This is a genomic window from Nesterenkonia suensis, assembly GCF_054782935.1.
Genome location: NZ_BAAGRN010000027.1, coordinates 56,896 through 81,633 on the forward strand (window position 1 = coordinate 56,896; position 24,738 = coordinate 81,633).

Genomic DNA, 24,738 nt, shown 5'->3' on the forward strand with positions numbered 1-24,738 from the left:
ATGATCTCCACTGTAGCCGACAGGAGCGCGGGGGCGAGAGCCTCGCAGCATCGCCTCTCTCATCAGACGCTGACAGTGAGCGACCATCTTGGTGCCCAGGTGATCACGAGCGCTCAGGCTGATCCAGCATCCAGGCCGAGCCTACGGCGCCCCTGGACCCCATCACCCCACAGCCTCATCACCCCACAGATCCCGACCCGGAAACCGTGGTTCCGTCGGCCGTCCCCGCCGGAGCCGTCGCGTCGACCTTCGGCCAGCATGGGATCAGCCGCACTAAGTCGACCCTTTCACACCCCCCGGACGCCTCGGACCGTCGGAGGCTGGCCCCTCAGGAATCGGCCGCCCTGGACGTCCACCGCCGCTGAGACGACGACGGCCCGCCTCCCGGAACAGGGAGGCGGGCCGTCGCACGCGCGGCGGAAGCGCGGACGCTTCTCTGCCACCTGCTCGATCAGTCGTCGGAGACGACGACCTTGACCTCGATGTTGCCGCGGGTGGCGTTGGAGTAGGGGCACACCTCGTGGGCCTTGTCCGCCAGCTTCTGCGCCTCGTCCTGCGGCAGGTCGGGCACGACCACCTCGAGGGTGACCTCCAGGCCGAAGCCGCCCTCGGGCAGCTTGCCGATGCCGACTTTGGCGCCGACGGAGGAGTCGCCCAGCTCGGCGTTCTCCTGGCTGGCGACCAGCTGCAGCGCGCCGTGGAAGCAGGCCGCGTAGCCGGCGGCGAAGAGCTGCTCCGGGTTGGAGCCCTCCCCGGATCCGCCCATCGCCTGCGGGGCGGCCAGGTCGAGGTCGACGCGGCCGTCGTCGGTGCGGGTGTGGCCGTTTCGGCCTCCTCCGGTCGCGATGGCCTCCGCCGTGTACAGGGTCTCCATGGTGATCTCCTCTCGGTCGACGATCAGTCCTGCATCAGAACAACACATCCCCCCGAGCTTGGCCAGGGGGTTGTACCGGTATTCGCTCAGAGCTGTGCCCTGTTCAACCAGTCCTCCACCGCCAGGTCCTCCACGCGGGAGAAATGCCGACGATTGTTCGTCACGACAGTGCGGCCTGTCGCACGGGCGTGACCGGCGATCTGCACGTCGTAGGAGCCGATGGGTGTGCCGTTTCGCTCCAGTTCAGCGCGCACCCGACCAGCCTCTGCGGCAGCTTCAGCATCGAAGGGGAGCACGTCGAGCTGCTCAAGCCACGCAGCGACAGCTCCCATCGACTTCTCCGGCTCGACGCTCTTCAACGCCCCGTAGACCAACTCCGCCATGACGACCGATGACGTGGCCAGCTCGGGGCCATGACGGATGAATCTGTCTTTGAGCTGAGGCGCGCGACCACGGATGACCTCGATGAGGATGTTCGTGTCCAGCAACAGTCCGGCTGGCCGCCGGGCCGTCACCACTCGCGGTCCTGCAGTTCCAGCTGCTCGCGGGGCTGGAGGAGGTCAGGCGCGGCATGGTTCGCGGGGTCATCGAAGAGCTCGGCCCAGCCCTTCGGGGCGGGCTTGAGGAGAAGCATGTCCTCGACCGGAATGACGAGCACATCCCGGACGCTCCGAGGAAACGCGACCTCACGCGGAAGTCGCACCGCCTGGGATCTGTTCGAGTAGAAGACCCTGGCCCGGTCCGAGGCTCGCGCTGCCGTCATGATGATCCCCTCCGCACGTATACACCTATCGTATATACCCACTAGCGTGGCGACAAGTCTCAGGTTCGCCCCGACTGGCCTCCAACGGACGCTCGGTCACCGATGCCGTGTCCCGACCCTCCGCCAGGCAGAATAGGGAACCATGCATTCCGACGACGCCGCCTGCCTCTCCCCCGGGGAGCCGCACCGCATCAGCGCAGGGCTCCGCACCCGGTTCGCCGAGGAGTTCGGTCGGGATCCGGACGGCGTCTGGTTCGCCCCCGGGCGGGCGAACCTCAACGGTGAGCATGTGGACTTCCATGGTGGCCGGTGCCTGCCGATGGCGCTGGCCCATGGCACCTATGTGGCCGCCGCCCCGCGGCAGGACGGCCTGCTGCGGCTGCGCACCCTGGATCCGGAGCTCGACGACGGCGTGCAGACCCTCAGCCTGGCCGCTGTGGCTGCGGTGGTAGGGGATGACGGCGGCACGGAGGTCGGCGAGCCGGCCACGATCACCAATGTGCACTCCATCGTCCCCGGGCAGATCTCGGGATGGACCTGGTATGTGGCCGGCACCCTGTGGGCGCTGGCTCGGCTGGGCGAGGAGACCCCGGAGCTGGCGGTACCGGAGGGCTTCGGTGCGGACCTGCTGATCTGCTCGACACTGCCCATCGGCGGCGGGCTGTCTTCCTCCGCCGCGCTGGAGTGCTCGGCGATGCTGGCGTTCGTCGCGCTGGCCACCCCGCTGGGGGCGGCGAACCCGGGAACCGCGTTGGATGCGGCGCTGGACGACGGGCTGCGTGCCCGGCTGGCGGCCGCATGCATGCGCGCTGAGGTGGAGGTGGTCGGTGCGGGCACCGGCGGGCTGGACCAGACGGTGAGCCTGCGGGGACGGGCCGGCCATGTGGTGTCCCTGGACTGCCGGGACTTCACGGTCGAGCGCCTGCCGGTGGACGGACTGCTGGCCGAGCACGCGTTCCTGGCGATCGACACCCGGCAGGCCCACTGGCTGGGCGACGGGCAGTTCGACGACCGCCGCGCCGACTCGGAGGCGGCGATGCGCCTGCTCGGTGTGGACCGGCTGCGGGACCTGTTGCCGGAGCACCCGGAGGCGGACGACGTCGACGCCGCGCTGGCACGGCTCGATGCACTGACCAGCCGCGATGGGCTGACAGGCCTCGCTGAGCTGAATGGCGGCGCAGAGGCCCTCGAGGGGCGCAGCACGGCGGCCTGCCGGCGTCGGCTGCGACACGCGCTGACGGAGATGCTGCGCTCTGAGCAGCTGGACCGGATCCTCACTGACGAGGGACTGGAGCCGACGACGGCGGCGGCCGAGGTGGGTCGGATCCTCACCTCCGGTCATGCCTCGATGCGCGACGACGCCGAGGTGTCCTTCCCCGCGGCGGACGCCCTGGTGGAGACCGTGGCAGGGGCCGGGGCGCTGGGCGCGCGGCTGATCGGCGGCGGCTTCGGCGGTTCCGTGTTGGCGCTGGTGCCCCGCAGCCGCGAGGACGAGGTCATCCGGGCCGCGGCTCGGATGTGTGAGGAGCAGGGGTTCGCCGCTCCGCGCTTCCTGCCTGTGGAGCCGTCCGCGTCGGCCCGCGCAGTGGGGTGATCTGGGCACGATCCGAATCGGTACGGGACCCTCAGGAAGCTGAACCAAAGACCGAATGACCACGATCCAGGTAAGCTCAAGCTGGAACTGGGAGGATACTCCTGCCCTGCCATGGCAGGGATGAGCCCATAGGTTGTGTGATCCATCTGGGCGAATCACCCGTGCTCCCCGCCTTCGCGGGGCCTTCCATATGGAAACATAGGTTGTGTTATCCAATAGGGCCTTGATATTGTGTGAGGCACCCCACAGGATTGGCGAGGAGGCCTGAGACCACCATGGCACCTACCACTGACACACACTGGCCGGCGCAGGGCTGGGCCCTGTGGGCGAAATCCGGGGACGAGTTCGGGTGGCTGAGCCTTCCTCAGCACATGAGGGATAGTGCCCACATCGCTGGCCTCCTGTGGGACGAGTGGGTGGCACCAGGGGCCCGGCGGCAGGCCGAGGACGCTCTCGGCCTCACGACGGAGCAGATGCGCCACACCGTTATGTGGCTCGCCGGATGCCACGACGTCGGCAAGGCCGACCCGTTATTCGTCGATGTCCTGGCCGACAGGCCGGAGTTCGCTCATCTCTCCGCTCAGGCTTACGACGCCGGGCTTCCCCACCACACGCACACGCTCTACCAGACCAAGCTCCCGCACTCGCACATCAGCTTCGTTGCGATCACACACTTCCTCCGCCGAAGGGCCGACCTGCGAGGTCGCCTCGCCCGCCGCATCGCCTCGATCGCCGGAGCTCACCACGGCCTGCCACCAGCCAACACGGAGCTGTCACGCGCCGCCGACCACGTCGACCATCTGCCGGAAGCCTGGCAGGCATTGCAGCAGGATCTGCTGGAGGCCCTCAGCCACGAGGTCGGCTTCGACGACGTCCTGCCGCAGCTGCGTCGTCGCTCCTGGCCGGTCTCAGCACAGATGATCCTCACGGGATTGGTGATCATGACCGACTGGATCGCCTCCAACGCTGAGGCCTGCCCCCTGACTCCATCCGGACGCGACGATGATCCAGCACGGCCCCCCAAGGCGCTGAGCTCTGTGAACCCTGGTCTCCCATGGGCTCCGCGGCCATCTGAGGGCGACCCGTCGACGGCCTTCGCGACTCGCTTCCACTGGCCAGAGGAGCGAGCCGCTCACCCCGCCCAACGCGCCGCCCTCGAACTGGCCTCCACCGTCCCCGAAGGTGAAGGAGCCTTGCTGACGATCGAGGCGCCCATGGGCCAGGGCAAGACAGAAGCGGCACTCTTGGCAGCGGAACACCTGGCCCATCGCAGCGGTGCCGGTGGAGTGATGGTCGCCGCTCCCACTATGGCGACGGCGGACGGGCTGCTACGCCGGGTGACCGACTGGTGCCGGGACGCGATGGCCCAGGAAACGCCGGCGTCCCTGTTCCTGGGGCATTCGAAGGGCCATCTGAACACCACCTTCCGGCGGCTGCCACGATTCAGCGGCATCGGGGACGACTCCGGTGGCCAGGTGCTGGCCCACCAATGGCTTCGAGGACGCAAGAAGGGCATTCTATCCAATGTCGTCGTCGGCACAGTGGACCAGGTGCTGTTCTCCGCCCTGCTGACCAAGCACATGATGCTGCGCCACCTCGGATTGGCCCAAAAAGTGGTCATCATCGATGAAGTGCATGCCTACGACACGTATATGTCGCAGTATCTGCGGAGAGCCCTCAGCTGGCTGGGCGAGTACCGAGCACCCGTCGTCCTGCTGTCGGCCACGCTCCCGGCCACTCGGCGACGCGAACTCATCGATGCGTATCGGCAAGGCCTGGATCCCGAAGCTCCTCCCGCGGCAGACCTCGACACGGGGGATCACTACCCGGTCCTGACGCTCACCACGCTGAATGGCACGACGGTGCTGACTCCAGAGAGCAGTCCCGCGCACCAGGATGTGGAGATCGGAGTCCTCGACGACGATGACGCGGCACTTCGCCAGGCCTTGCACCCAGTCAGGGAGAGCGGCGGCTGCGTAGCCGTCGTCTGCTCCACCGTCGATCGCGCGCAGGCGGCATACCGACTGGCCCGTGAGCTGGTGGGCGACGACGCACGATTGCTGCATTCGCGTTTCATGGCCTCACAGCGAGTGCGTATGGAAGCGGATCTGCTCAAGGAGCTCGGACCCAGGAGCACGCGTGATGGTGACCGTCCGCGACGCCGGATCGTCGTGGCGACGCAGGTCATCGAACAGTCCCTCGACCTGGATTTCGACCTGCTGATCACCGATATCGCCCCCAGCGACCTGATCCTGCAACGCATGGGACGTCTTCATCGTCACGCACGCCCTCGCCGAGATCGACCTGAATGGGCTGAGCGTCCCCGGACCCTCATCCGCGGCTACACGCGACGCCCATCAGCAGAGATGCCGCCGATCTTCGTCGACACCATTGAGCTCATCTACCCCAAGGCCCTACTGCTGGCCAGCACCGCTGCGCTGGGGTTGGAGCGCAACCACGGATCCGTGACGATCCCCGCTGACATCCCCACACTGGTGGATCAGACCTATGAGAACCCCGGCGTCCCCGAAACCTGGCGGGTCCCTTTCCAGGAAGCCCTCAGCGCTCACGAAGCGGACGAGCAGGAGAGCTCCCGACGAGCTGAGACGTTTCGTCTGCCGGAGCCGTGGCGAGGGTCGACGCTGACTGACCTGTTTCAGGCACCTGCTGACGACGTGGATCAGGATTCCTGGGGCGAAGAGCGGGGCATGGCCCAGGTGCGGGACACCGATCCGAGCATCGAAGTTCTGCTCGTCAGGGCCACCACTCACGGTTACGGCCTGGTGAATCCCGACACGTCGAACGCAGATGACGGGATCGAGATCATGCATGGGGCCGTCCCGGAGGACCACCACGCGCACACGATCGCGGCCAGCTCGGTCCGGCTGCCCCGCGCCTTCGCCCGGCCAGACCGTCTCGAGGCCGCCCTGGATCAGCTGGAGCGCGAGACGGACCCCGCATGGCACCACTCCTTCGCCCTGAAAGGGCAGCTGATGCTCGCTCTCGACGAATCGAACCAGGCCGTCCTCGCCGGACGACGTCTCGAGTACGACCCAGAGCTGGGCCTCATCGACCATTCACGCACCGACATCGCAGCGCGACCTGCGCACGACCCTCAGGAGTGACCATGGCACCACCCGATGCGCCTCCATCCGCACCCACACCCCAGGGGTTCAATCTGCTGGACCGCCCCTGGATCAGCTGCCTGATGCTTGACGGCACGACAGCGGAGCTGTCCCTGACCGACGTATTCCTCCGCAGCTCAGAGATCGCTCGCATCAGCGGAGAGAGCCCTCTTCAGTCAGCAGCGATCCTTCGAGTCGCCCTGGCCATCTTCTGGCGCGGTCATCTCACCCATGGTGAGCTCTCCTCTCGCCGGACGGATGACGACGAATGGTGGATCGACCTGTTCGAGCAGCCTGACACTCCCCGGATCCATGCCCCAGTGCTGAGCTACCTGGAGGAGCATCGTCGACGATTCGACCTGCTCGACACCTCGGCGCCATTCATGCAGGTCGCCGATCTGCAGAAGAAGGATGGAAGCACTCTGGAGGTCAGGAGACTGATTCCCGAGGCGGAATCCGACTACTTCACCATGCGCGAGGGCACCGGACGTGAGGCCCTGAGCCTGGCTGAAGCGGCACGGTGGCTCATCACAGCGCAGGCATATGACTATTCCGGGATCAAGCCTGGTGCCCTGGGGGACCCCCGGGTGACGAACGGCAAGGGCTACCCGATCGGGCCGGGGTGGACCGGCCAGGTCGGTCTCGTTGTCCTCCATGGGGCCTCCTTGGCCGAAACCCTGATGCTCAACACCACGCCGAAGGCGATCCGACAGGCCTCCGACAAGGAGCCGGACCTTCCAGCGTGGGAGCGCCCACCCCACACCCCATCACCACGGCACAGCGAGGCTTCGACGCCGACCGGCCCATGTGACGTGGCAACGTGGCAGTCGCGCCGCATTCGACTGCATCTCACCGGTGATCAGGTGACCGGCGTCCTGATCTCCAATGGCGACCGGATCGTGACGAAGAACCAGTTCGAGGACCCGATGACGGGGTATCGGTACAGCCGGAACCAGTCGTCGAAGTCGCAGAGCGTCTTCATGGCTCGGGAACATCAGGACGAGCTGACAGTCTGGCGGGGAGTCCCTGCCCTTCTGGTGCGCGAGGGCGTCGTCGCAGCCTCAGGCAAGACTCCTTTGGACCATCAGCCGGCGACTGTGGAGTGGCTCCACGGGATCGGGCGCGAGGACTTCCCCGAAGGCCGACTGGTCCACGTCGAACTGGTCGGCGCCGTCTACGGGGCGCAGCAGTCCTCCTACGCGAACACCATCAGCTCCACGGTGCCGTGCCAGCTGAACCTCCTGACTGCCCAGGACTCGAGCCTGGCCAAAGCCGCCGTCGACGCCGTCACCTCCGCGTTGGACGCGACCCTGGCTCTCGGACAGTTCGCCGGCGCCCTCGCTCAGGCCGCCGGCGGAGACTACGCATTCAACCCGACGATTCGGCAGACAGCCCTCCACGCCCTTGACGCCTCCTTTGCCGACTGGCTGATCCGACTGGGCCCGCACACGGACCTGGGCGCTCATCAGTCCCAGTGGCACCGCACCGTGCGAGGCGTCGTGCTGGACCACGCGAGGATCCTGCTCGATGGCGCCAACCCCTCCGCCATGACAGGTCGACTGATCGGCGACGAACGACCACGCCTGGTGTCTGCCTCCACGGCGTGGAGCGAACTGATGCGGCGACTCGCCGATACCCTTCCGCAATCTTCCCCCGCCACTCCCCCACCCGCCGAACAGGAGAAGATCCATGTCCACTGACACGGCCCCCGCACCCCCGAACGCGCCGGGTGTGCCACCGGATCTGGCCCGCCTGACGTCAGCCGCCATCCACCGCATCCAAAGCCAGGTGACACACGACAAAGCCGGACATGCCGGCAGTGCACGTGCATCGGTGGCCACGCTCAGGAACGCGGCGGGATATGACCCGGCCGATCACATCCGAGCCTGGACGCTGGTGCTGGAAGAGATCGTCCCCGACTTCCCGGAACAGTGGATGCGGACCGACGAGCCCAGCCGCCACGAGTGGGCCGCCTTCACCGCCATCACCCATTGGGCACTCCATCAGCAGTCCCTGAGCAGACCGATGCACACCTCCGCCCCGCGCCGGGACCACAATCTCGGTTACGCCGTAGGCCTGCTGTCCCGCCGACGGGACAGCTCCTCGATCAAGAGCCGGTTCGACGCGCTGCTCCTCAACTCCGGGGAGAATGCCGTGCGCCATCACCTGCGGAGCATGGTCCAGCTGCTTCGCGCAGAGGAGATCCCCACCGACTATGGACTGCTCTCCCAGGACCTAGCAGATATGCGCAGACCTGGCGGGCGACGGCGCGTGAGCCTGCGGTGGGGCCGCGGCTACGCCCGAGGTGCCTTCACCTCCTCAGACAGCGACACGCCGGACAGCTGACGTCCCATCGTTACGACGCTCCGCCGATCCCTAGACCTGACCCCGACCTGAACTTGACTCCGACGAAAGGCCATCTCATGTCCCTCTACATCGACGTCCACGCATTGCACACGCTTCCCCCCAACAACATCAACCGAGACGACACTGGAGCACCCAAGACCGCGACTTTCGGTGGAGTTCCCCGGCAACGGGTCTCCTCCCAGGCCTGGAAGCGAGCCATCCGCAAGGACTTCTCCACGTACCTGTCTCCAGACCAGCTGGGCACCCGCACCAAACGTGTGGTCGAGAAGACGGTCGAGAAGATTCAGGATCTCGACGCCAGTTGGGAGACCGCCCGAGCGGCGGAGGCCGTTGAGGCCGTGTTCCAAGCGGCGGGCATCAAGACGAGCCGTCCGAAGCCCAAGAAGGATCAGGACCCCGCAGACGCTGAGGAGTCGAAGGAGCCTGTCGGCGAGACCGGCTATCTGCTCTTCCTGAGCGCCCACCAGATCGAACGCCTGGCACGCCACGTCATCGACCACGACGGGGCCAAGCCCGGCAAGAGGGACGCGAAGAAACTGTTGGATGAGGAGCACAGCGTCGACATTGCGATGTTCGGCCGGATGGTCGCTGACTCCCCGGACTACAACGTCGATGCCGCTGTCCAGGTCGCGCACGCGCTGGGCACCTCGGCTGCTGAACCGGAGTTCGACTACTACACGGCGGTCGATGACGTCGTCGAAGACGCGGAGGAGACCGGGGCGGGGATGATCGGCACAGTGCAGATGATGTCGTCCACCCTCTATCGGTACGCCACGATCAATATGACTCAACTGGCGGAGAACCTGGCCTCTGATGAGGCCGCTTCCGAGGCTGCGAAGGCTTTCGTACAGTCCTTCGTGACGTCAATGCCAACCGGCAAGCAGAACACTTTCGCGAACAGAACGATGCCGGAAGCTGTCGTCGTCTCCCTCCGGTCTGACCGTCCGATCTCCTGGGTCAACGCCTTCGAAGAACCGGTCATCGAGTCACCCGATGAGAACCGTCGGGCGCAGGCCGCCAAGAAGCTCGCCGCCGAGGCCGCACAGATCTCCGAGACCTACGATGCTCCGGCCGAGAAGACCTGGGTCATGGCCATCGCCCCGCTGGAGGAAGCACTGGCGGCGGTCGGAGAACTCGTGAGCCGGAAGCAGCTGCTCGACGAGCTCGAAGACGCTCTCGCTGCGAAGGAGCCCGCATGAATTCGCTGCTCCTGAGACTCCGCGGACCTCTGCAGTCATGGGGCTCCGAGAGTCGATACACCACACGCGATACTCAGAGCGCACCGACCAAGTCCGGCGTGCTCGGACTGCTCGCGGCGGCACAGGGAAGGCGTCGGTCCGACTCCATGGAGGATCTGGCCGCGCTGACGTTCGGAGTGCGGATCGATCAGCCCGGATCGTTGCTGCGGGATTTTCAGACCGCGATCGACTGGCGGTCTGGTGCGGCTCAACCGCTCTCCTCCCGGTATTACCTGTCTGACGCGCGATTCGTCGCGGCCGTCACTGGAGATCCTGACATGCTCGACGCCTTGGAGGCGGCATTGCGTGCGCCGCGGTTCCCCCTCTACCTGGGGCGCCGCTCCTGCCCGGCGAATCCTGACGTGCTCATCGGCCGACATCCCGGCAATGTGGAGGAAGCACTGCGTTCGGTCCCCTGGCAGGCGTCACGATCCCACCGAAAGACCCGCGCTCGCGTCGTCCATCTGCCCGTGCTGCGAGACGCCGCCCCGGGAGAGGACGGCGACGCCCACCGCGACGTTCCCGTCAGCTTCGACCCCACGCACCGACGCTATGACTGGAGGACCGTCGTCTCCGGTGAGGCGGTTGAGTTCGACAATCCTGACGGGTCAGCGACAACTGACCCCTTCTTCGAGGCGGTGCAGGCTTCATGACATGGTTCACCACACTCGCACTTAATCCCCTGCGACGGGAGGCCCGCCGACTGCTCGGCAGCCCGCAGGCCATGCACGCCGCCATGATGGGAGCGTTCCCTCCTGGGACCGTGACCGACTCCGCTGACGGACGAGTACTGTGGCGACTCGATGAAGCGGAGGGCCGACAGACTCTGTACATGGTCTCCCCGGAGAAACCTGATCTCGGCCACCTCGTGGAACAGGCAGGCTGGGAGACGAGTCCGGCCCGATCCGCTGACTACGGACCATTCCTGGGCCAGCTGAAACGTGGTCAACGGTGGGGGTTCCGGCTGCGTGCGAATCCCGTCAAGGCACTCCGCCGAAGCGATGGCCGACGCGGCAAGGTGATCCCTCACGTGACAGTGGCTCAGCAGATCAACTGGCTGGTGGACAAATCGGACCGGTGGGGCTTCGACGTTGCCGGGGCTTGCCCCGACGGCACTTCCGACAACGCTCCGCGCGTCACCGTCACGTCTCGTGGTGACCGCAGCTTTCGTCGAGCCGACCCCGAGGCGGACAGCTATGGTCGGGTGACTCTCCGACAGGCTCAGTTCGACGGCATGCTGACGGTGACGGACGTGGATCAGTTGCGTGACGCACTCGTCCGAGGAATCGGACGCGGTAAGGCCTACGGCTGCGGACTGCTGACCCTGAGAAGGATCTGACATGTCCATCCCCGGAGTACCGCCACCGGTGCCCACTGAGCTGTTGCGGGCAGAGGATCGCCTGTCGTTCGTCTACTTGGAAAGGTCAGTCGTCCACCGAGACGAGAATGCGATCACGTCAACTGACAGCGAGGGGACCGTCCACCTTCCTGCCGCCGGGCTCGGATGTCTCATGCTCGGGCCGGGCACACGCATCACCCATGCAGCGATGTCCTTGCTCGGCGACTGTGGTGTGAGCGTCGTCTGGTGCGGCGAACAGGGAGTTCGATTCTATGCCCATGGGTCCGCCACGGCAAGGAACTCTGCTCTGCTCCAGCGTCAGGCGGCTCTGGTGTCCAACACCCGGAGCCGCCTGCACGTTGCGCGCAGGATGTATCAATTCAGGTTCCCTGGCGAGGACGTGTCGACTCTGACGATGGACCAGCTGCGTGGCCGCGAGGGCGCCCGGGTCCGAAAGATCTATCGCCACCATGCCGAACGAGTGGGCATCCCCTGGTCGGGTCGGTACTACCGGCCCGGGGAGCTGGATGCCAGCAATCCGGTGAATCAGGCTCTCACAGCGGGGAATGCGGCCCTCTACGGGGTGACGCACTCAGTGATCACCGCGCTCGGCTGTTCCCCGGGCCTGGGTTTCGTCCACACGGGCACCTCACGCGCTTTCGTCTACGATGTGGCCGACCTGTTCAAGGCTGAGACCACGATCCCCGCGGCCTTCGACGTGGCGGTGGAGGACACCGAGTCAATCACCTCCGCCGTGCGGCGGCGGCTCCGCGACTATGTCGTGGAGACGAAAATGCTGACCCGGTGCGCTCATCAGATCCAGTCGCTTTTCGCAGGCACCTCGCACGATACTGCAGGCGATTGGGACCGGGATGCTGAGGATCTCCAGCTGTGGGACCCCGACGGCGGCGTCGATGCAGGAAAGAACCACGAGACGGAGCCGACATGATGGTTCTCGTACTGACGGCTACACCTCCGGGACTTCGTGGGGACCTGACGAAGTGGTTGCTGGAGATCAGCCCAGGAGTCTTCGTCGGGAACGTCAATAGACGTGTCCGAGAGAAGCTGTGGGAACGCGTCTGCGGTATGGCCCGTGAGGGACGTGCCCTCATGGTCCATACCAGTGGGAATGAGCAGCGCCTCGAGTTTCACGTCCATGACCATCATTGGGAGCCCACCGATCTGGATGGCATCACCGTGATGAAGCGACCGATCAGCAAGAATCCCCAGCAGAAGAAGACCGGCTGGAGTGCAGCCCGTGGACAATTGCGAAGCCGGCGCGCCTCGTGGATGAGGCGCTACGAGACCTCCGACGATGAAACTGCATCTGAAACTTCCTGACCGTCGATAAAATCGCAGGTCAGGAAGTGTGCTCCCCGCCTACGCGGGGATGAGCCTTGGACCTGACCTGTGTTCTCGCTGGGGGATCGGTGCTCCCCGCCTACGCGGGGATGAGCCCGGTGCTGGGCGTGGAGGTCCGATGGTCTAGGAGTGCTCCCCGCCTACGCGGGGATGAGCCCTGGTCGATCCCTTCGGCGCCGCCACGGCCGCGGTGCTCCCCGCCTACGCGGGGATGAGCCCAAGAACGACCGCTTGTCCTTCCTTCTGCGCAAGTGCTCCCCGCCTACGCGGGGATGAGCCCCCGAGCCGAGGGTAGATGTCCTCCAAGTCCCAGTGCTCCCCGCCTACGCGGGGATGAGCCCGTGTCCCGGATCGCCATGCCTCACACCTCCAAGTGCTCCCCGCCTACGCGGGGATGAGCCCGTGTCTGGCTGGATTGAGCGTGTGGGGGCTGTGTGCTCCCCGCCTACGCGGGGATGAGCCGATGCCCGTCACCGAGGACAGCAGCGCCCGGATGTGCTCCCCGCCTACGCGGGGATGAGCCCCAGCCGTACTGGGTCGCGATCTCCGCGGGGTTGTGCTCCCCGCCTACGCGGGGATGAGCCGACATGAAGCGCGATCTGGTGGCAAGGATCGAGGTGCTCCCCGCCTACGCGGGGATGAGCCGACCTGTGAGGACTGCGGCCGTCCGATCCGTGGGTGCTCCCCGCCTACGCGGGGATGAGCCGGGCCTCGTTGCGAGCCTCCTGGCGGGCGTCTTGTGCTCCCCGCCTACGCGGGGATGAGCCGCCGTCATTGATCGCCATCAGGGCCTCCAGGGGGTGCTCCCCGCCTACGCGGGGATGAGCCCTGGGACGGCGACCCGGACCGTGTCATCCAGGAGTGCTCCCCGCCTACGCGGGGATGAGCCGCTGCGGCTGTGGGCGCCCCTGGCGGTGCTCGGGTGCTCCCCGCCTACGCGGGGATGAGCCCGCGAGAGTGAAGATCGAGAAGATCGTCGTGATGTGCTCCCCGCCTACGCGGGGATGAGCCTGTGGTCATCACGCTGGAGACTCATGGAACCGAGTGCTCCCCGCCTACGCGGGGATGAGCCTCCTTCAGTACGTAGATGCCGTCCCGGATACCCGTGCTCCCCGCCTACGCGGGGATGAGCCCTCTGCGAGCCAGGCACCCGGATGCCACCTGAGGTGCTCCCCGCCTACGCGGGGATGAGCCCCTGGCCTTCGTCGCGATTGGGTGGGATGGTGAGTGCTCCCCGCCTACGCGGGGATGAGCCCGTCACCGGCGGACAGCAGTGCCCCGTTGACGTGTGCTCCCCGCCTACGCGGGGATGAGCCCATGTTCACCACCCCTCACCTCTCCTGTCCAGAGTGCTCCCCGCCTACGCGGGGATGAGCCCTCCTGTGTGCCCGTGGCCTCAGCGCCTCCACCGTGCTCCCCGCCTACGCGGGGATGAGCCGCCCCGGCGGATCGGGTCTGCACCGTGGACAAGGTGCTCCCCGCCTACGCGGGGATGAGCCCGAGTACGAGATGCCGGCGCCGAAGCGCTGCTGGTGCTCCCCGCCTACGCGGGGATGAGCCCGCGGCGACGGCGAGGGCGCTGATGGTGTAGTCGTGCTCCCCGCCTACGCGGGGATGAGCCAGAGGGTCGCCGATGGATAACCGGAATCCCTTATGTGCTCCCCGCCTACGCGGGGATGAGCCGTGTCCGGCGAGGTCAATTATGACCCCAGTGAGGTGCTCCCCGCCTACGCGGGGATGAGCCCTCGCCGTCGACCTCGATGCGGTCGCCGTAGGAGTGCTCCCCGCCTACGCGGGGATGAGCCTGACGAAGGGCCTCCCTGTCCCTCTCTCTGTCAGTGCTCCCCGCCTACGCGGGGATGAGCCCTGGGTGATCAGCGCATCGGCGTTGACGTCCCAGTGCTCCCCGCCTACGCGGGGATGAGCCGACGTCAACCTCGGCGCCACACAGCCGTCCGTGGTGCTCCCCGCCTACGCGGGGATGAGCCCACCAGCTCCATGAACTTGTCGATCGCGGCGTCGTGCTCCCCGCCTACGCGGGGATGAGCCCTATTGCATCTGGCTCCGTGATGACGATGGCGAGTGCTCCCCGCCTACGCGGGGATGAGCCTCCCCTGTGGATCAATGAGGACGGCGGCGAGCCGTGCTCCCCGCCTACGCGGGGATGAGCCCGTGCCCGCCCACCAGTCGGCGCGAGACGCGCAGTGCTCCCCGCCTACGCGGGGATGAGCCCGTGAAATCAGGGTCATCTACACGGATCAGCGAGTGCTCCCCGCCTACGCGGGGATGAGCCAGACGGCATGAAGATCACGAATGTGATCGAACAGTGCTCCCCGCCTACGCGGGGATGAGCCCTTGTCGCGCTCGTCGTGCTGATCCGCAGAGGGGTGCTCCCCGCCTACGCGGGGATGAGCCGGCCAACGACGCCTTGGCTGCAGCCATGGCCCCGTGCTCCCCGCCTACGCGGGGATGAGCCCCGGAGGACACCGAGGCGATGGACGCGATGGAGGTGCTCCCCGCCTACGCGGGGATGAGCCTTCGTGCGGGGAAGTCCTGCGCGTCCGATCCACGTGCTCCCCGCCTACGCGGGGATGAGCCCGCATCACCGAGATCAGCGCGGAGCACAGCACGGTGCTCCCCGCCTACGCGGGGATGAGCCGGAGCCACACCCATTATTGACTGGGTCCTCAGCGTGCTCCCCGCCTACGCGGGGATGAGCCGTCCTCAGCCGGAGACTCGACACAGAGGAAAAGGTGCTCCCCGCCTACGCGGGGATGAGCCACCTGGCGAGGCTCACTACCTTCATGGTCGAAAGTGCTCCCCGCCTACGCGGGGATGAGCCCTTCGTGACCTTCGCATCCTTGATGTAGAGGCTGTGCTCCCCGCCTACGCGGGGATGAGCCCTCTCTCCCACGATCAGGAGTCCCTGGACCTGGGTGCTCCCCGCCTACGCGGGGATGAGCCGTGGTTTCCTTCCAGGTCAGGTTCACTTGAGCAGTGCTCCCCGCCTACGCGGGGATGAGCCGAATCAAGCCGGTAGAGGAGCTGCGGCAGGTCGGTGCTCCCCGCCTACGCGGGGATGAGCCGAATCAAGCCGGTAGAGGAGCTGCGGCAGGTCGGTGCTCCCCGCCTACGCGGGGATGAGCCGGTCCGCAGCATCCGCCGTGACCTCGGACTGATGTGCTCCCCGCCTACGCGGGGATGAGCCCCCGCGCCCGTCCTGCTCCAGGGCAACGACTTTGTGCTCCCCGCCTACGCGGGGATGAGCCCATCCCTGGATCATCCACGCCCACCTCGATGTCGTGCTCCCCGCCTACGCGGGGATGAGCCCTCGAAGGTCTCGACGGCCTGGAGGATCGCCTCGTGCTCCCCGCCTACGCGGGGATGAGCCGCTCCGGCAGCTGGACGGGGCTATCCGGTGGGGGTGCTCCCCGCCTACGCGGGGATGAGCCTTCTGAAACCCTGTGATTCCCATTCCGTATAGCGTGCTCCCCGCCTACGCGGGGATGAGCCCCAAGGATCGTGTGCCACGGGCCGCGATGTCGTGTGCTCCCCGCCTACGCGGGGATGAGCCCACAGGGAAGCGATTCTCATTGGCGGCTACCCCGTGCTCCCCGCCTACGCGGGGATGAGCCCAATGGAGACGCCATCTACACGTTCGCGCTGCTGTGCTCCCCGCCTACGCGGGGATGAGCCCGGATGGCCCGCCATCGAGGGATGGACCTCGCCGTGCTCCCCGCCTACGCGGGGATGAGCCCTCACGCAGCGCTTCGGCCTTGGCGTTACGGACGTGCTCCCCGCCTACGCGGGGATGAGCCGCGTCGGCGGACTGGGCCTGCTCTGCGGGCCAGGTGCTCCCCGCCTACGCGGGGATGAGCCTGCGGGACATGCCATGCAGGTGGGATGCCTCAAGTGCTCCCCGCCTACGCGGGGATGAGCCTGCGACCTGATAGCTAACCGGGTCAGCCTCCTCGTGCTCCCCGCCTACGCGGGGATGAGCCAGCGCCGGAGTCTCCTCAATGATGTCCCAGGCGGTGCTCCCCGCCTACGCGGGGATGAGCCGTCGGTGTACGGCGAGACCGCCATGCAGACCGCGTGCTCCCCGCCTACGCGGGGATGAGCCCTGGGACAAGGTCTCCGCGTGGACCGCCAAGGCGTGCTCCCCGCCTACGCGGGGATGAGCCGGTACGCACGTTCTGGTTCGCGGTCAGCGCGGAGTGCTCCCCGCCTACGCGGGGATGAGCCCGACCAGGGAGCCTACGGGCACGTGCTGTGGACGTGCTCCCCGCCTACGCGGGGATGAGCCCGGGTCAGCACCGCCACTCTCGGCGGCAGGGTCGTGCTCCCCGCCTACGCGGGGATGAGCCTATCCCTACATGGATTACGACGACCGCGAGCACGTGCTCCCCGCCTACGCGGGGATGAGCCCTCGGCTGGCACTGTAGCCGGCATCGCCGCACAGTGCTCCCCGCCTACGCGGGGATGAGCCCGACGGCTGCATATATGCCGAACCCTCCGAGGTGTGCTCCCCGCCTACGCGGGGATGAGCCCCACCCCGCATTACCCGACCGGAGAACTTTGGTGTGCTCCCCGCCTACGCGGGGATGAGCCCGCCGCCGACCAGCTCACCAAGGGGTCACTCATGTGCTCCCCGCCTACGCGGGGATGAGCCTCATTCACCACGGGAACGAGCTGATTCTTCGCGGTGCTCCCCGCCTACGCGGGGATGAGCCCTGTGCGTCGGCTGGACGGCTCGCATTGATATCGTGCTCCCCGCCTACGCGGGGATGAGCCCGCGGCGAGGACGTCCCGGAGGAGCACGAGCGGGTGCTCCCCGCCTACGCGGGGATGAGCCGATGATCGCCTCATCATCTGTCGTGGAGGGGGAGTGCTCCCCGCCTACGCGGGGATGAGCCCCTCGTGCCGACGTTGAAGGCGTGCATGGACGGGTGCTCCCCGCCTACGCGGGGATGAGCCGATGGGGATCACCGCCGGAGGGGTCGCCAGCTAGTGCTCCCCGCCTACGCGGGGATGAGCCGCTCTCCGGCCGTGATGCCGAGTGCTTCCGCGAGTGCTCCCCGCCTACGCGGGGATGAGCCGGTGAGATTCTGCCGGTCGCCACCATTGGTGCGGTGCTCCCCGCCTACGCGGGGATGAGCCTGAGGCCGAGACGCAGTACGAGACGGTGTCTGCGTGCTCCCCGCCTACGCGGGGATGAGCCTTCAGTCTCGGCGGCGGCGTCAACATGGCCTTCGTGCTCCCCGCCTACGCGGGGATGAGCCCGCGCCGAGCCGCAGCCCAGCAGCCCCGTCGCCGTGCTCCCCGCCTACGCGGGGATGAGCCCAGGTTCAGCTCGTTGAAGTCAGACACTTCGGTGTGCTCCCCGCCTACGCGGGGATGAGCCCGGGGCGAATGGTTCCGTTGGACTACTTGGCTGGTGCTCCCCGCCTACGCGGGGATGAGCCTGTGCCCCTGCAAGATGCTGTACTGCACGTCGAAGTGCTCCCCGCCTACGCGGGGATGAGCCCGCCGACTTGAGCCCGTCCCATGCCTCGGCGATGTGCTCCCCGCCTACGCGGGGATGAGCCCACCACGGGCGGGAACGCGGCGGCGGCGTGGTCGTGCTCCCCGCCTACGCGGGGATGAGCCCGCGGCCACCGGGGCTGACGCTCCGATCCTGCTGTGCTCCCCGCCTACGCGGGGATGAGCCTGTGTCAAGGGTATGTCTCCATCGGTGGTGTGCGTGCTCCCCGCCTACGCGGGGATGAGCCGAAGACCCGGCGCGCCTACGACGCCGCCAACCTGTGCTCCCCGCCTACGCGGGGATGAGCCTCCGAGTTCCTGCACCACCTCGCCGGGGACGGTGTGCTCCCCGCCTACGCGGGGATGAGCCCGCGACACCCTGCTCGGCGATGCCCGAGCCCCAGTGCTCCCCGCCTACGCGGGGATGAGCCTGGGTCGGGGCCGGGCGAGCTTTTCGCCATGCGGTGCTCCCCGCCTACGCGGGGATGAGCCGTGCGGCGGGACGAAGAAGATATGCCCCGCGATGTGCTCCCCGCCTACGCGGGGATGAGCCCGCTCGGCGTTCTGGCGGGAAGTCGCTGATGCAGTGCTCCCCGCCTACGCGGGGATGAGCCGTCCTCCGGGATCGCCCCGGACAGCTCACCATCGTGCTCCCCGCCTACGCGGGGATGAGCCCGGACGTTGGACATCGGCACCGAAATGGTACGAGTGCTCCCCGCCTACGCGGGGATGAGCCCGTGACCGGGAAGCTCCATCCGCCCTGCAGCTCGTGCTCCCCGCCTACGCGGGGATGAGCCGTATTGCCAGAGGCATTCGGTGAGCATGTGCCCGTGCTCCCCGCCTACGCGGGGATGAGCCCATAGGCTGGATCGACCTCGAGGGCGACCGGTTGTGCTCCCCGCCTACGCGGGGATGAGCCCGTCGAAGCTCTGCTGCGCACCGACACGGAGACGTGCTCCCCGCCTACGCGGGGATGAGCCGCTCACCGACGACATGGTGGTCGTCTACCGGGAGTGCTCCCCGCCTACGCGGGGATGAGCCCACGAACGAGCAGCCCAGCTCATCCGCAGCCTCGTGCTCCCCGCCTACGCGGGGATGAGCCTTGCACCGGGTTCGGGTCTAGCTTCTCTCTCATGTGCTCCCCGCCTACGCGGGGATGAGCCCGGTCCAGATGTGGTCCGCGTCCGCATCAAGCAGTGCTCCCCGCCTACGCGGGGATGAGCCTTCCCCCATGGATCGGTACTGCCGTGCCACGGAGTGCTCCCCGCCTACGCGGGGATGAGCCCGCACTCAGCAACCACCGCAGGAACCAGCGAGAGTGCTCCCCGCCTACGCGGGGATGAGCCGGTCAGCGAACCACGGGCCGCAGGAGCTCATGCGTGCTCCCCGCCTACGCGGGGATGAGCCTACGCCCAGTTCCACCAGCACGGAGGTGGCTTTGTGCTCCCCGCCTACGCGGGGATGAGCCGTGGTCCGCGAAGCGGTCCCAGCCTTGATTGGCGTGCTCCCCGCCTACGCGGGGATGAGCCGGACGCTATTGAGGCGGAGGGCATGGTCCCGCTGTGCTCCCCGCCTACGCGGGGATGAGCCCAGGTGCGGGTCGTGGTGGTTGAGGGCAACGAAGTGCTCCCCGCCTACGCGGGGATGAGCCCGTCGAGTCGAAACTCGAGGGCTCGTTCGAGGAGTGCTCCCCGCCTACGCGGGGATGAGCCCGTCAGCGACGGCTCACGATCCGGCGAGCCTGCGTGCTCCCCGCCTACGCAGGGGTGAGCCCGAGTCAGCCTGCCGACCCTGGTCTTGGCTCCGCATCTGGGGCTCGAACGAAGCGGGCGCCGAACCTCCGCGGACAGTGTAGACCGCAGACCTCACCTGTCCAGGGGTGTCGGCGACCGTGGAAGAATCCATGGATGACCATGACCGCCCCTGCCGCTCGCCACCAGGTCCGTGAGATCCGCGAGCCCGACCTCCCCTCCTTCCTCACCGCCCGGCCGGAGGTCGCCAGCATGGGCCCGTATCTGCTGCGCCAGCAGGCGCACGGCATCGGCACCGGACTCATCGCGTGCTGCGACGGCGAGCTGGTCGGCTCACTGGAGCTCTGCTGGACCTGGCCGGCCGAGGTGAGGAACGTCCACGTCGTCGAGACCCGGCGCGGGCACGGCATCGGCACCGCGCTGCTGGGCGCAGCCGAACAGGCGGTGCTGGAGCGGGCCGCCCAGGGGGAGCCGCCGGACGACGGTGATCCTGCCGATGACGAGGAGGCGCTGACCCTCCAGCTGCGCGTGGACCTGAACAACCCTGCCGCCCGGCGGCTCTACGAGCGGCTGGGCTACCGGCCCACCGGCGAGCGCACCACCACCACGTACTCGTCCGTGGACGACGACGGCGCCCCCGGCACCGCCACGGAGACCGAGGAGCGGATGGTCAAGCGCCTGGAGTCCTGACCCGGCCCTAGTTGTTGTGGGGCATGAGGTTCTTATCACGGGTGCGTCGATGAGATGAGGAACGGGCTCCCCGCCACAGGCTGGAAGTTCCTACACAACCCATCCGCACCAGAGAGCCCGTCCATGACCCACGCTAACGCACCCCTGACCCCCACCGGCCGACTCCGAATGGTCACCCGCCACCTGAACGACGGGATCCCCAGAAGCCCACGTCGCTGCCGAGTTCCGGGTCTCACGCCCGATGGTGACCACCTGGGTCGCCCGCTGCCTCGCTGAAGGCGAAGAAGGCCTCCAAGACCGGACCTGTCGACCCGCTCAGAGCCCCGGGCAGACCCCGGCAGAGATCGTCACCCGCATCGAGGACCTGCGCCGGCACCGTAGATAGTCAGCCCGACGGATCTGGCAACACCTGGTCACCGGCGGCTACGACACTGAAGACAGCGATGGCGCCGAGGTCCGGTGGCATGCCCCGGTGGTCATCGCGCTGCGCACCGTGGGCCGGTGGCTGCATCGGTTGGGGATCTCCCGGCTGCGGGACCTGGCCCCTGATGGTGAGGATCAGCGGCGTCCACCGCGGCGGATCCGTGCCTACTGGCCCGGTCACATGGTCCACTTGGATGTGAAGAAGCTCGGGCGGATCCCCGACGGAGGCGGCTGGTTCGCCCACGGCCGGGGTACTGGCGCGGCGCTGAAGGCCAAGCGCGGTCCCGGTGCCCGGGTCGGCTATACCTACCTGCACTCAGCGGTGGATGGGTATTCCCGGCTGGCCTACACCGAAGCCCTGGACGATGAGGCCGCGGCGACCACGATCAGCTTCTTCGCCAAGGTCCGGGTCTTCTTCGCCGCTGACGGGATCAGGCGACTGGATCGGGTGGTCACCGACAACGGGACCAACTACCGGGCTGCGGACTTCACCCGCCCTGTGGAAGCCTTGGCGGGTGCGATCTCACGAACTGTGCGCAAGGCTGTGCGGCGCCGGACTCCACCACGCCGCACTCGACCCCTTTCACCCTCGCCCTGCCGACCGCGGTCAGCGACGCGAGCGGGTGAAGGCAGAGAGGCCCGTGATCTCTCGACCGACGATGAGCGCCTGCATCGAATCAGTCCCCTCGTAGGTGGAGACGACCTCCATGTCAGTGAGGTGCCGCGCGATCTCGTTCTCCAGCAGAAGACCGTTGCCGGCGAGGATGTCCCGTGCGGTGCGGCACATGTCCAGCGCCTTCCGCGACGTGGTCATCTTCACCAGTGAAGCTCGGGGACCGGTGAGCCTCCCCTGTTCGGCGAGTTCCGCCATCCGCAGGCACATCAGCTGCATGGAGACCAGGTCGGAGAGCATCGTGGCCAGCTTCTCCTGGACCAGCTGATACCCGCCGATGGGTCCGCCGAACTGCTCCCGCTCCAGGGAGTAGCGGACGGCGATGTCGAAGGCGGCCGTCCCGTGACCCAGCGCCTCCCAGGACGCCCCGCCGCGCGTGGCGGCCAGCACCCGGTTCACGCCGGCGAAGCTCTCGCAGTGCTCCAGACGATTCTCCAAGGGAATCCTGAGGCCCTCGATCACGATGTCCGCCTGGTTGATCGCGCGCTTGCCGATCTTCCCGGTGATGACCTCGGGACGGTAGCCCGCGGGCCAGGCGCCGTCGTCCTGCCTCTCCACCACAAAGGCCTTGACCTGGTTGTCAGCCTCATCGCGGGCATAGACCACGACGACGTCGGCGGCGTGCCCGTTGCCGATCCAGCGTTTGTGCCCCTCGAGCACCCAGGTGTCACCTTCTCTGCGCGCCCGCGTCTCCAGGGAGACGGAGTCCGAGCCGTGGGTCGGCTCGGTCAGAGCGAAGGCCCCGGTCTTCTCCAACCGGGCCATGGCGGGCAACCACCGCTGGCGCTGCTCCTCATTGCCAAGCATGTAGATGCTCCCCATGCAGAGCGAGGAGTGGACGCCGAAGAACGTGTTCACCGAGCCGTCGATGCGCCCCATCTCCCGGGCCACGATCCCAGCCGCCCGACGGGACAGCCCTGGGCATCCATACCCTGGGATGAAACCGCCCACGATGCCCAGCTGCGCGAGCCCGGGCAGCACCGAGACCGGGAACTCCGCCCTCTCCCAGTGCTCATCGATCACCGGGGCGATCTCACGCAGTCCGAACTCCCGGACCCGGTCGCGCAGCTCGATCTCCTCCTCGGTGAGGCCCTCGTCGAGCGAGAAGAAGTCCAGGGTGGTCAGCTCGTGTGCCAGGATCGCGTCGGCGGCGTGCGCGGCCGTGAAGGGCTCGGACATGGATGGCGTCTCCGTTCACTCAGGTGATCAGACAGGGTGGTATCAGAGGCTGGTGGTCAGCCCGCGAAGGACGTGTCGGTCGGCGCGTCCATGATCAGCGCGGCTTCGAGGTCGCGGCGCGCCTCGTCGCTCAGCGGCTCGGGCTTCCCTGTCTCCGGATGAACGGAGACCATGACCGACCGACCGGTGACGCAGGCACGCCCTTCCTGATGGATCTCGTGGTGGACCACGAAGGATGTGGTTCCGATCCGGGAGATCCAGACGTGCGCCGTGGCCTCGGCCGAGAAGTGCAGGGGATGGCGGTAATCCACCGTCAGCGAGCGCACCAGGCGGGGTCGGCGGGGCACCCCGCCGAACCAGTGGGCGGACGCCTTGATCCGCGCCTCCTCGAACAGTGTGATGACCTTCGCGTTGTTCACGTGGGCGTTGAGATCCTGGTCCGACCAGCGCAGCGGCATGGGGCAGACGAACGGGGCGGCGGCGCTCACCGGTCGCCCTCCTGCGGCGCTGCGTCCGCGCCGTCCTGGGCCCGCTGATCCCGTCGATCGGCGAGCCAGGACAGCACTGCCTCCTGGTCCTCTCCGAGGGCCGGCGGCTGTTTGGGGTAGCTCACGGGCGTGCGACTGTAAGTCACAGGATGCCGGATGGTCGGAACTCGAGAGTCACCGGCACCACAGTCCACCACGGGCTCCAGGCCCAGGGAGGCGGCGAATTCGACACCCTCGTCGATGTCGAGGATCGGTGAACAGGGAACCCCCTCCTGCTGGAGCGCGTCGAACCACTCGTCGGCCGTGGCTCTGGCGAGTGCCTCGACGAGCAGCGGGCGCAGCTCATGGCGGTGCCCGTTGCGGGCCTCCATGGTGGAGAAGCGCGGGTCCGCGGCGAGCTCCGGCATCCCCAGGCGCGCCACCAGCCGGGTGAACTGCCGATCGTTGCCGACGCAGATGATGAGGTCACGGTCCTGGGCAGGGAAGGGCCCGTACGGGTACAGGCTGGGGTGATCGTTGCCCAGACGACGCGGCACGTTGCCGCAGGCCGCGTATCCGGCGGTCTGATTGACCAGCCCGGAGAGTGCCGAGGAGAGCAGATCCAGCTCCAAGTGCTGGCCCTGCCCGGAGACCTCACGCTCACGCAGCGCCCCGAGGATGCCCACGGCTGCATGCAGACCGGTGATGACGTCGAACATGGCCACTCCCGCACGCTGGGGCTTGCCGTCCGGATCTCCGGTGACGGACATGAACCCGGAGACCCCCTGCGCCAGGAGGTCGTAGCCGGGCATCGTGGCCCCGCCCCGCGTGCCGAAGCCGGTGATGCTCACATGCACGAGCTGGGGCCAGCGCCGGGCGACGGCGTCCCCGTCGAGACCGAACTTCTGGAGCCCACCGGGTTTGAAGTTCTCCACGAACACGTCGGCCGCGTCCAGCAGCTCATGGGCGGTGCGCAGGTCCTCCGGGTCCTTGAGATCCAGGGTCAGGCAGTGCTTGTTGCGGTTGACCGCCAGGTAGTAGGTGCTGACTCCGTCACGGTGCGGGGGGATCCACTGGCGCGTGTCGTCCCCTCCCGGCCCCTCCACCTTGATGACGGTGGCGCCCATGTCTGCCAGCAACATAGTGCAGTACGGTCCGGCGAGGACGCGGGAGAAGTCGGCGATCACGACGCCGGTCAGCGGCCCGTTGGGCGTCGCCTCTGTCACCTGCGACGTCGACCGTCCCTCCTGCGGGCGGTCGCGCTGCTGATGCTTCTCGGAGCCGATGTCTGCGGCGGACAGTGCCATCACTTCTCCCATTCACGGTGCACCATGTGTTTTGCACCACACAACCATGCGGATTAGGCTTTG

General features: G+C 67.5%; 16 protein-coding genes, 1 pseudogene and 1 CRISPR repeat array. Of the genes and pseudogenes, 11 read left to right on the forward strand and 6 right to left on the reverse strand.

Annotated elements, in window-relative coordinates:
* Positions 1 to 451 precede the first annotated feature (451 nt).
* The 3 genes from ACYVKI_RS14650 to vapB all read right to left on the reverse strand — a co-directional run bounded on the left by ACYVKI_RS14650 (position 452) and on the right by vapB (position 1,637).
* Entirely contained in the window at positions 452 to 874 is a 423-nt protein-coding gene (locus ACYVKI_RS14650) for an organic hydroperoxide resistance protein (RefSeq protein ID WP_460691105.1), read from the reverse strand.
* A gap of 86 nt (positions 875 to 960) precedes the next feature.
* Entirely contained in the window at positions 961 to 1,392 is a 432-nt protein-coding gene (locus ACYVKI_RS14655) for a PIN domain-containing protein (RefSeq protein WP_460691106.1), read from the reverse strand.
* Positions 1,386 to 1,637 carry a type II toxin-antitoxin system VapB family antitoxin gene (gene vapB, locus ACYVKI_RS14660; RefSeq protein WP_460691107.1) on the reverse strand — a complete coding sequence of 84 codons (252 nt, stop codon included), beginning with the start codon at positions 1,635 to 1,637 and terminating at the stop codon, positions 1,386 to 1,388. Before vapB ends, ACYVKI_RS14655 begins: the two co-directional genes overlap by 7 nt.
* Before the next feature lie 142 nt (positions 1,638 to 1,779).
* On the opposite strand from vapB, the gene ACYVKI_RS14665 reads away from it, so the two are divergent.
* The 11 genes and pseudogenes from ACYVKI_RS14665 to ACYVKI_RS14715 all read left to right on the forward strand — a co-directional run.
* Entirely contained in the window at positions 1,780 to 3,231 is a 1,452-nt protein-coding gene (locus tag ACYVKI_RS14665; RefSeq protein WP_460691108.1) for a galactokinase, read from the forward strand.
* Between the two features lie 275 nt (positions 3,232 to 3,506).
* Positions 3,507 to 6,356, forward strand: a complete 2,850-nt coding sequence (gene cas3, locus ACYVKI_RS14670; RefSeq protein WP_460691109.1) for a CRISPR-associated helicase Cas3' — start codon at positions 3,507 to 3,509, stop codon at positions 6,354 to 6,356.
* 2 nt (positions 6,357 to 6,358) lie between these two features.
* Complete coding sequence (gene casA / locus ACYVKI_RS14675; protein ID WP_460691110.1) at positions 6,359 to 8,056, forward strand: type I-E CRISPR-associated protein Cse1/CasA; 1,698 nt, start codon at positions 6,359 to 6,361, stop codon at positions 8,054 to 8,056.
* A 133-nt stretch (positions 8,057 to 8,189) separates the two neighbouring features.
* Positions 8,190 to 8,702 (forward strand): type I-E CRISPR-associated protein Cse2/CasB, encoded by a 513-nt coding sequence (gene casB / locus ACYVKI_RS14680; RefSeq protein ID WP_460691111.1) that lies wholly within the window; start codon positions 8,190 to 8,192, stop codon positions 8,700 to 8,702.
* Positions 8,703 to 8,779: 77 nt separating this feature from the next.
* Positions 8,780 to 9,922, forward strand: a complete 1,143-nt coding sequence (cas7e, locus tag ACYVKI_RS14685; RefSeq protein WP_460691112.1) for a type I-E CRISPR-associated protein Cas7/Cse4/CasC — start codon at positions 8,780 to 8,782, stop codon at positions 9,920 to 9,922.
* Positions 9,919 to 10,614 (forward strand): type I-E CRISPR-associated protein Cas5/CasD, encoded by a 696-nt coding sequence (cas5e, locus tag ACYVKI_RS14690; protein ID WP_460691113.1) that lies wholly within the window; start codon positions 9,919 to 9,921, stop codon positions 10,612 to 10,614. The genes cas7e and cas5e overlap by 4 nt, the downstream gene beginning before the upstream one ends.
* Entirely contained in the window at positions 10,611 to 11,300 is a 690-nt protein-coding gene (cas6e, locus tag ACYVKI_RS14695; protein WP_460691114.1) for a type I-E CRISPR-associated protein Cas6/Cse3/CasE, read from the forward strand. The genes cas5e and cas6e overlap by 4 nt, the downstream gene beginning before the upstream one ends.
* Before the next feature lies 1 nt (position 11,301).
* Positions 11,302 to 12,249: a type I-E CRISPR-associated endonuclease Cas1e gene (gene cas1e, locus ACYVKI_RS14700; protein ID WP_460691115.1), complete on the forward strand. Its 948-nt coding sequence runs from the start codon at positions 11,302 to 11,304 to the stop codon at positions 12,247 to 12,249.
* The gene (gene cas2e / locus ACYVKI_RS14705; RefSeq protein ID WP_460691116.1) at positions 12,246 to 12,641 is read left to right on the forward strand and encodes a type I-E CRISPR-associated endoribonuclease Cas2e; all 396 of its coding nucleotides are present in this window, start codon (positions 12,246 to 12,248) and stop codon (positions 12,639 to 12,641) included. Before cas1e ends, cas2e begins: the two co-directional genes overlap by 4 nt.
* A 28-nt stretch (positions 12,642 to 12,669) precedes the next feature.
* A CRISPR array of direct repeats spans positions 12,670 to 19,958; the repeat unit is 28 nt; unit sequence GTGCTCCCCGCCTACGCGGGGATGAGCC.
* Between the two features lie 134 nt (positions 19,959 to 20,092).
* Positions 20,093 to 20,626 (forward strand): GNAT family N-acetyltransferase, encoded by a 534-nt coding sequence (locus ACYVKI_RS14710; RefSeq protein ID WP_460691117.1) that lies wholly within the window; start codon positions 20,093 to 20,095, stop codon positions 20,624 to 20,626.
* Between the two features lie 123 nt (positions 20,627 to 20,749).
* A pseudogene (locus ACYVKI_RS14715) lies at positions 20,750 to 21,705 on the forward strand (helix-turn-helix domain-containing protein); the annotation flags it as partial.
* Here the strand turns inward: ACYVKI_RS14715 and ACYVKI_RS14720 are convergent.
* The 3 genes from ACYVKI_RS14720 to ACYVKI_RS14730 are packed head-to-tail and all read right to left on the reverse strand — an operon-like array spanning position 21,657 to position 24,675.
* Complete coding sequence (locus ACYVKI_RS14720; RefSeq protein ID WP_460691118.1) at positions 21,657 to 22,901, reverse strand: acyl-CoA dehydrogenase family protein; 1,245 nt, start codon at positions 22,899 to 22,901, stop codon at positions 21,657 to 21,659. The pseudogene ACYVKI_RS14715 and the gene ACYVKI_RS14720 sit on opposite strands and share 49 nt — an antisense overlap.
* A 56-nt stretch (positions 22,902 to 22,957) precedes the next feature.
* Positions 22,958 to 23,389, reverse strand: a complete 432-nt coding sequence (locus tag ACYVKI_RS14725) for an acyl-CoA thioesterase (protein WP_460691119.1) — start codon at positions 23,387 to 23,389, stop codon at positions 22,958 to 22,960.
* Positions 23,386 to 24,675, reverse strand: coding sequence for a CaiB/BaiF CoA transferase family protein (locus tag ACYVKI_RS14730; RefSeq protein WP_460691120.1), 1,290 nt, complete (start codon positions 24,673 to 24,675; stop codon positions 23,386 to 23,388). The genes ACYVKI_RS14725 and ACYVKI_RS14730 overlap by 4 nt, the downstream gene beginning before the upstream one ends.
* Positions 24,676 to 24,738: the final 63 nt, after the last annotated feature.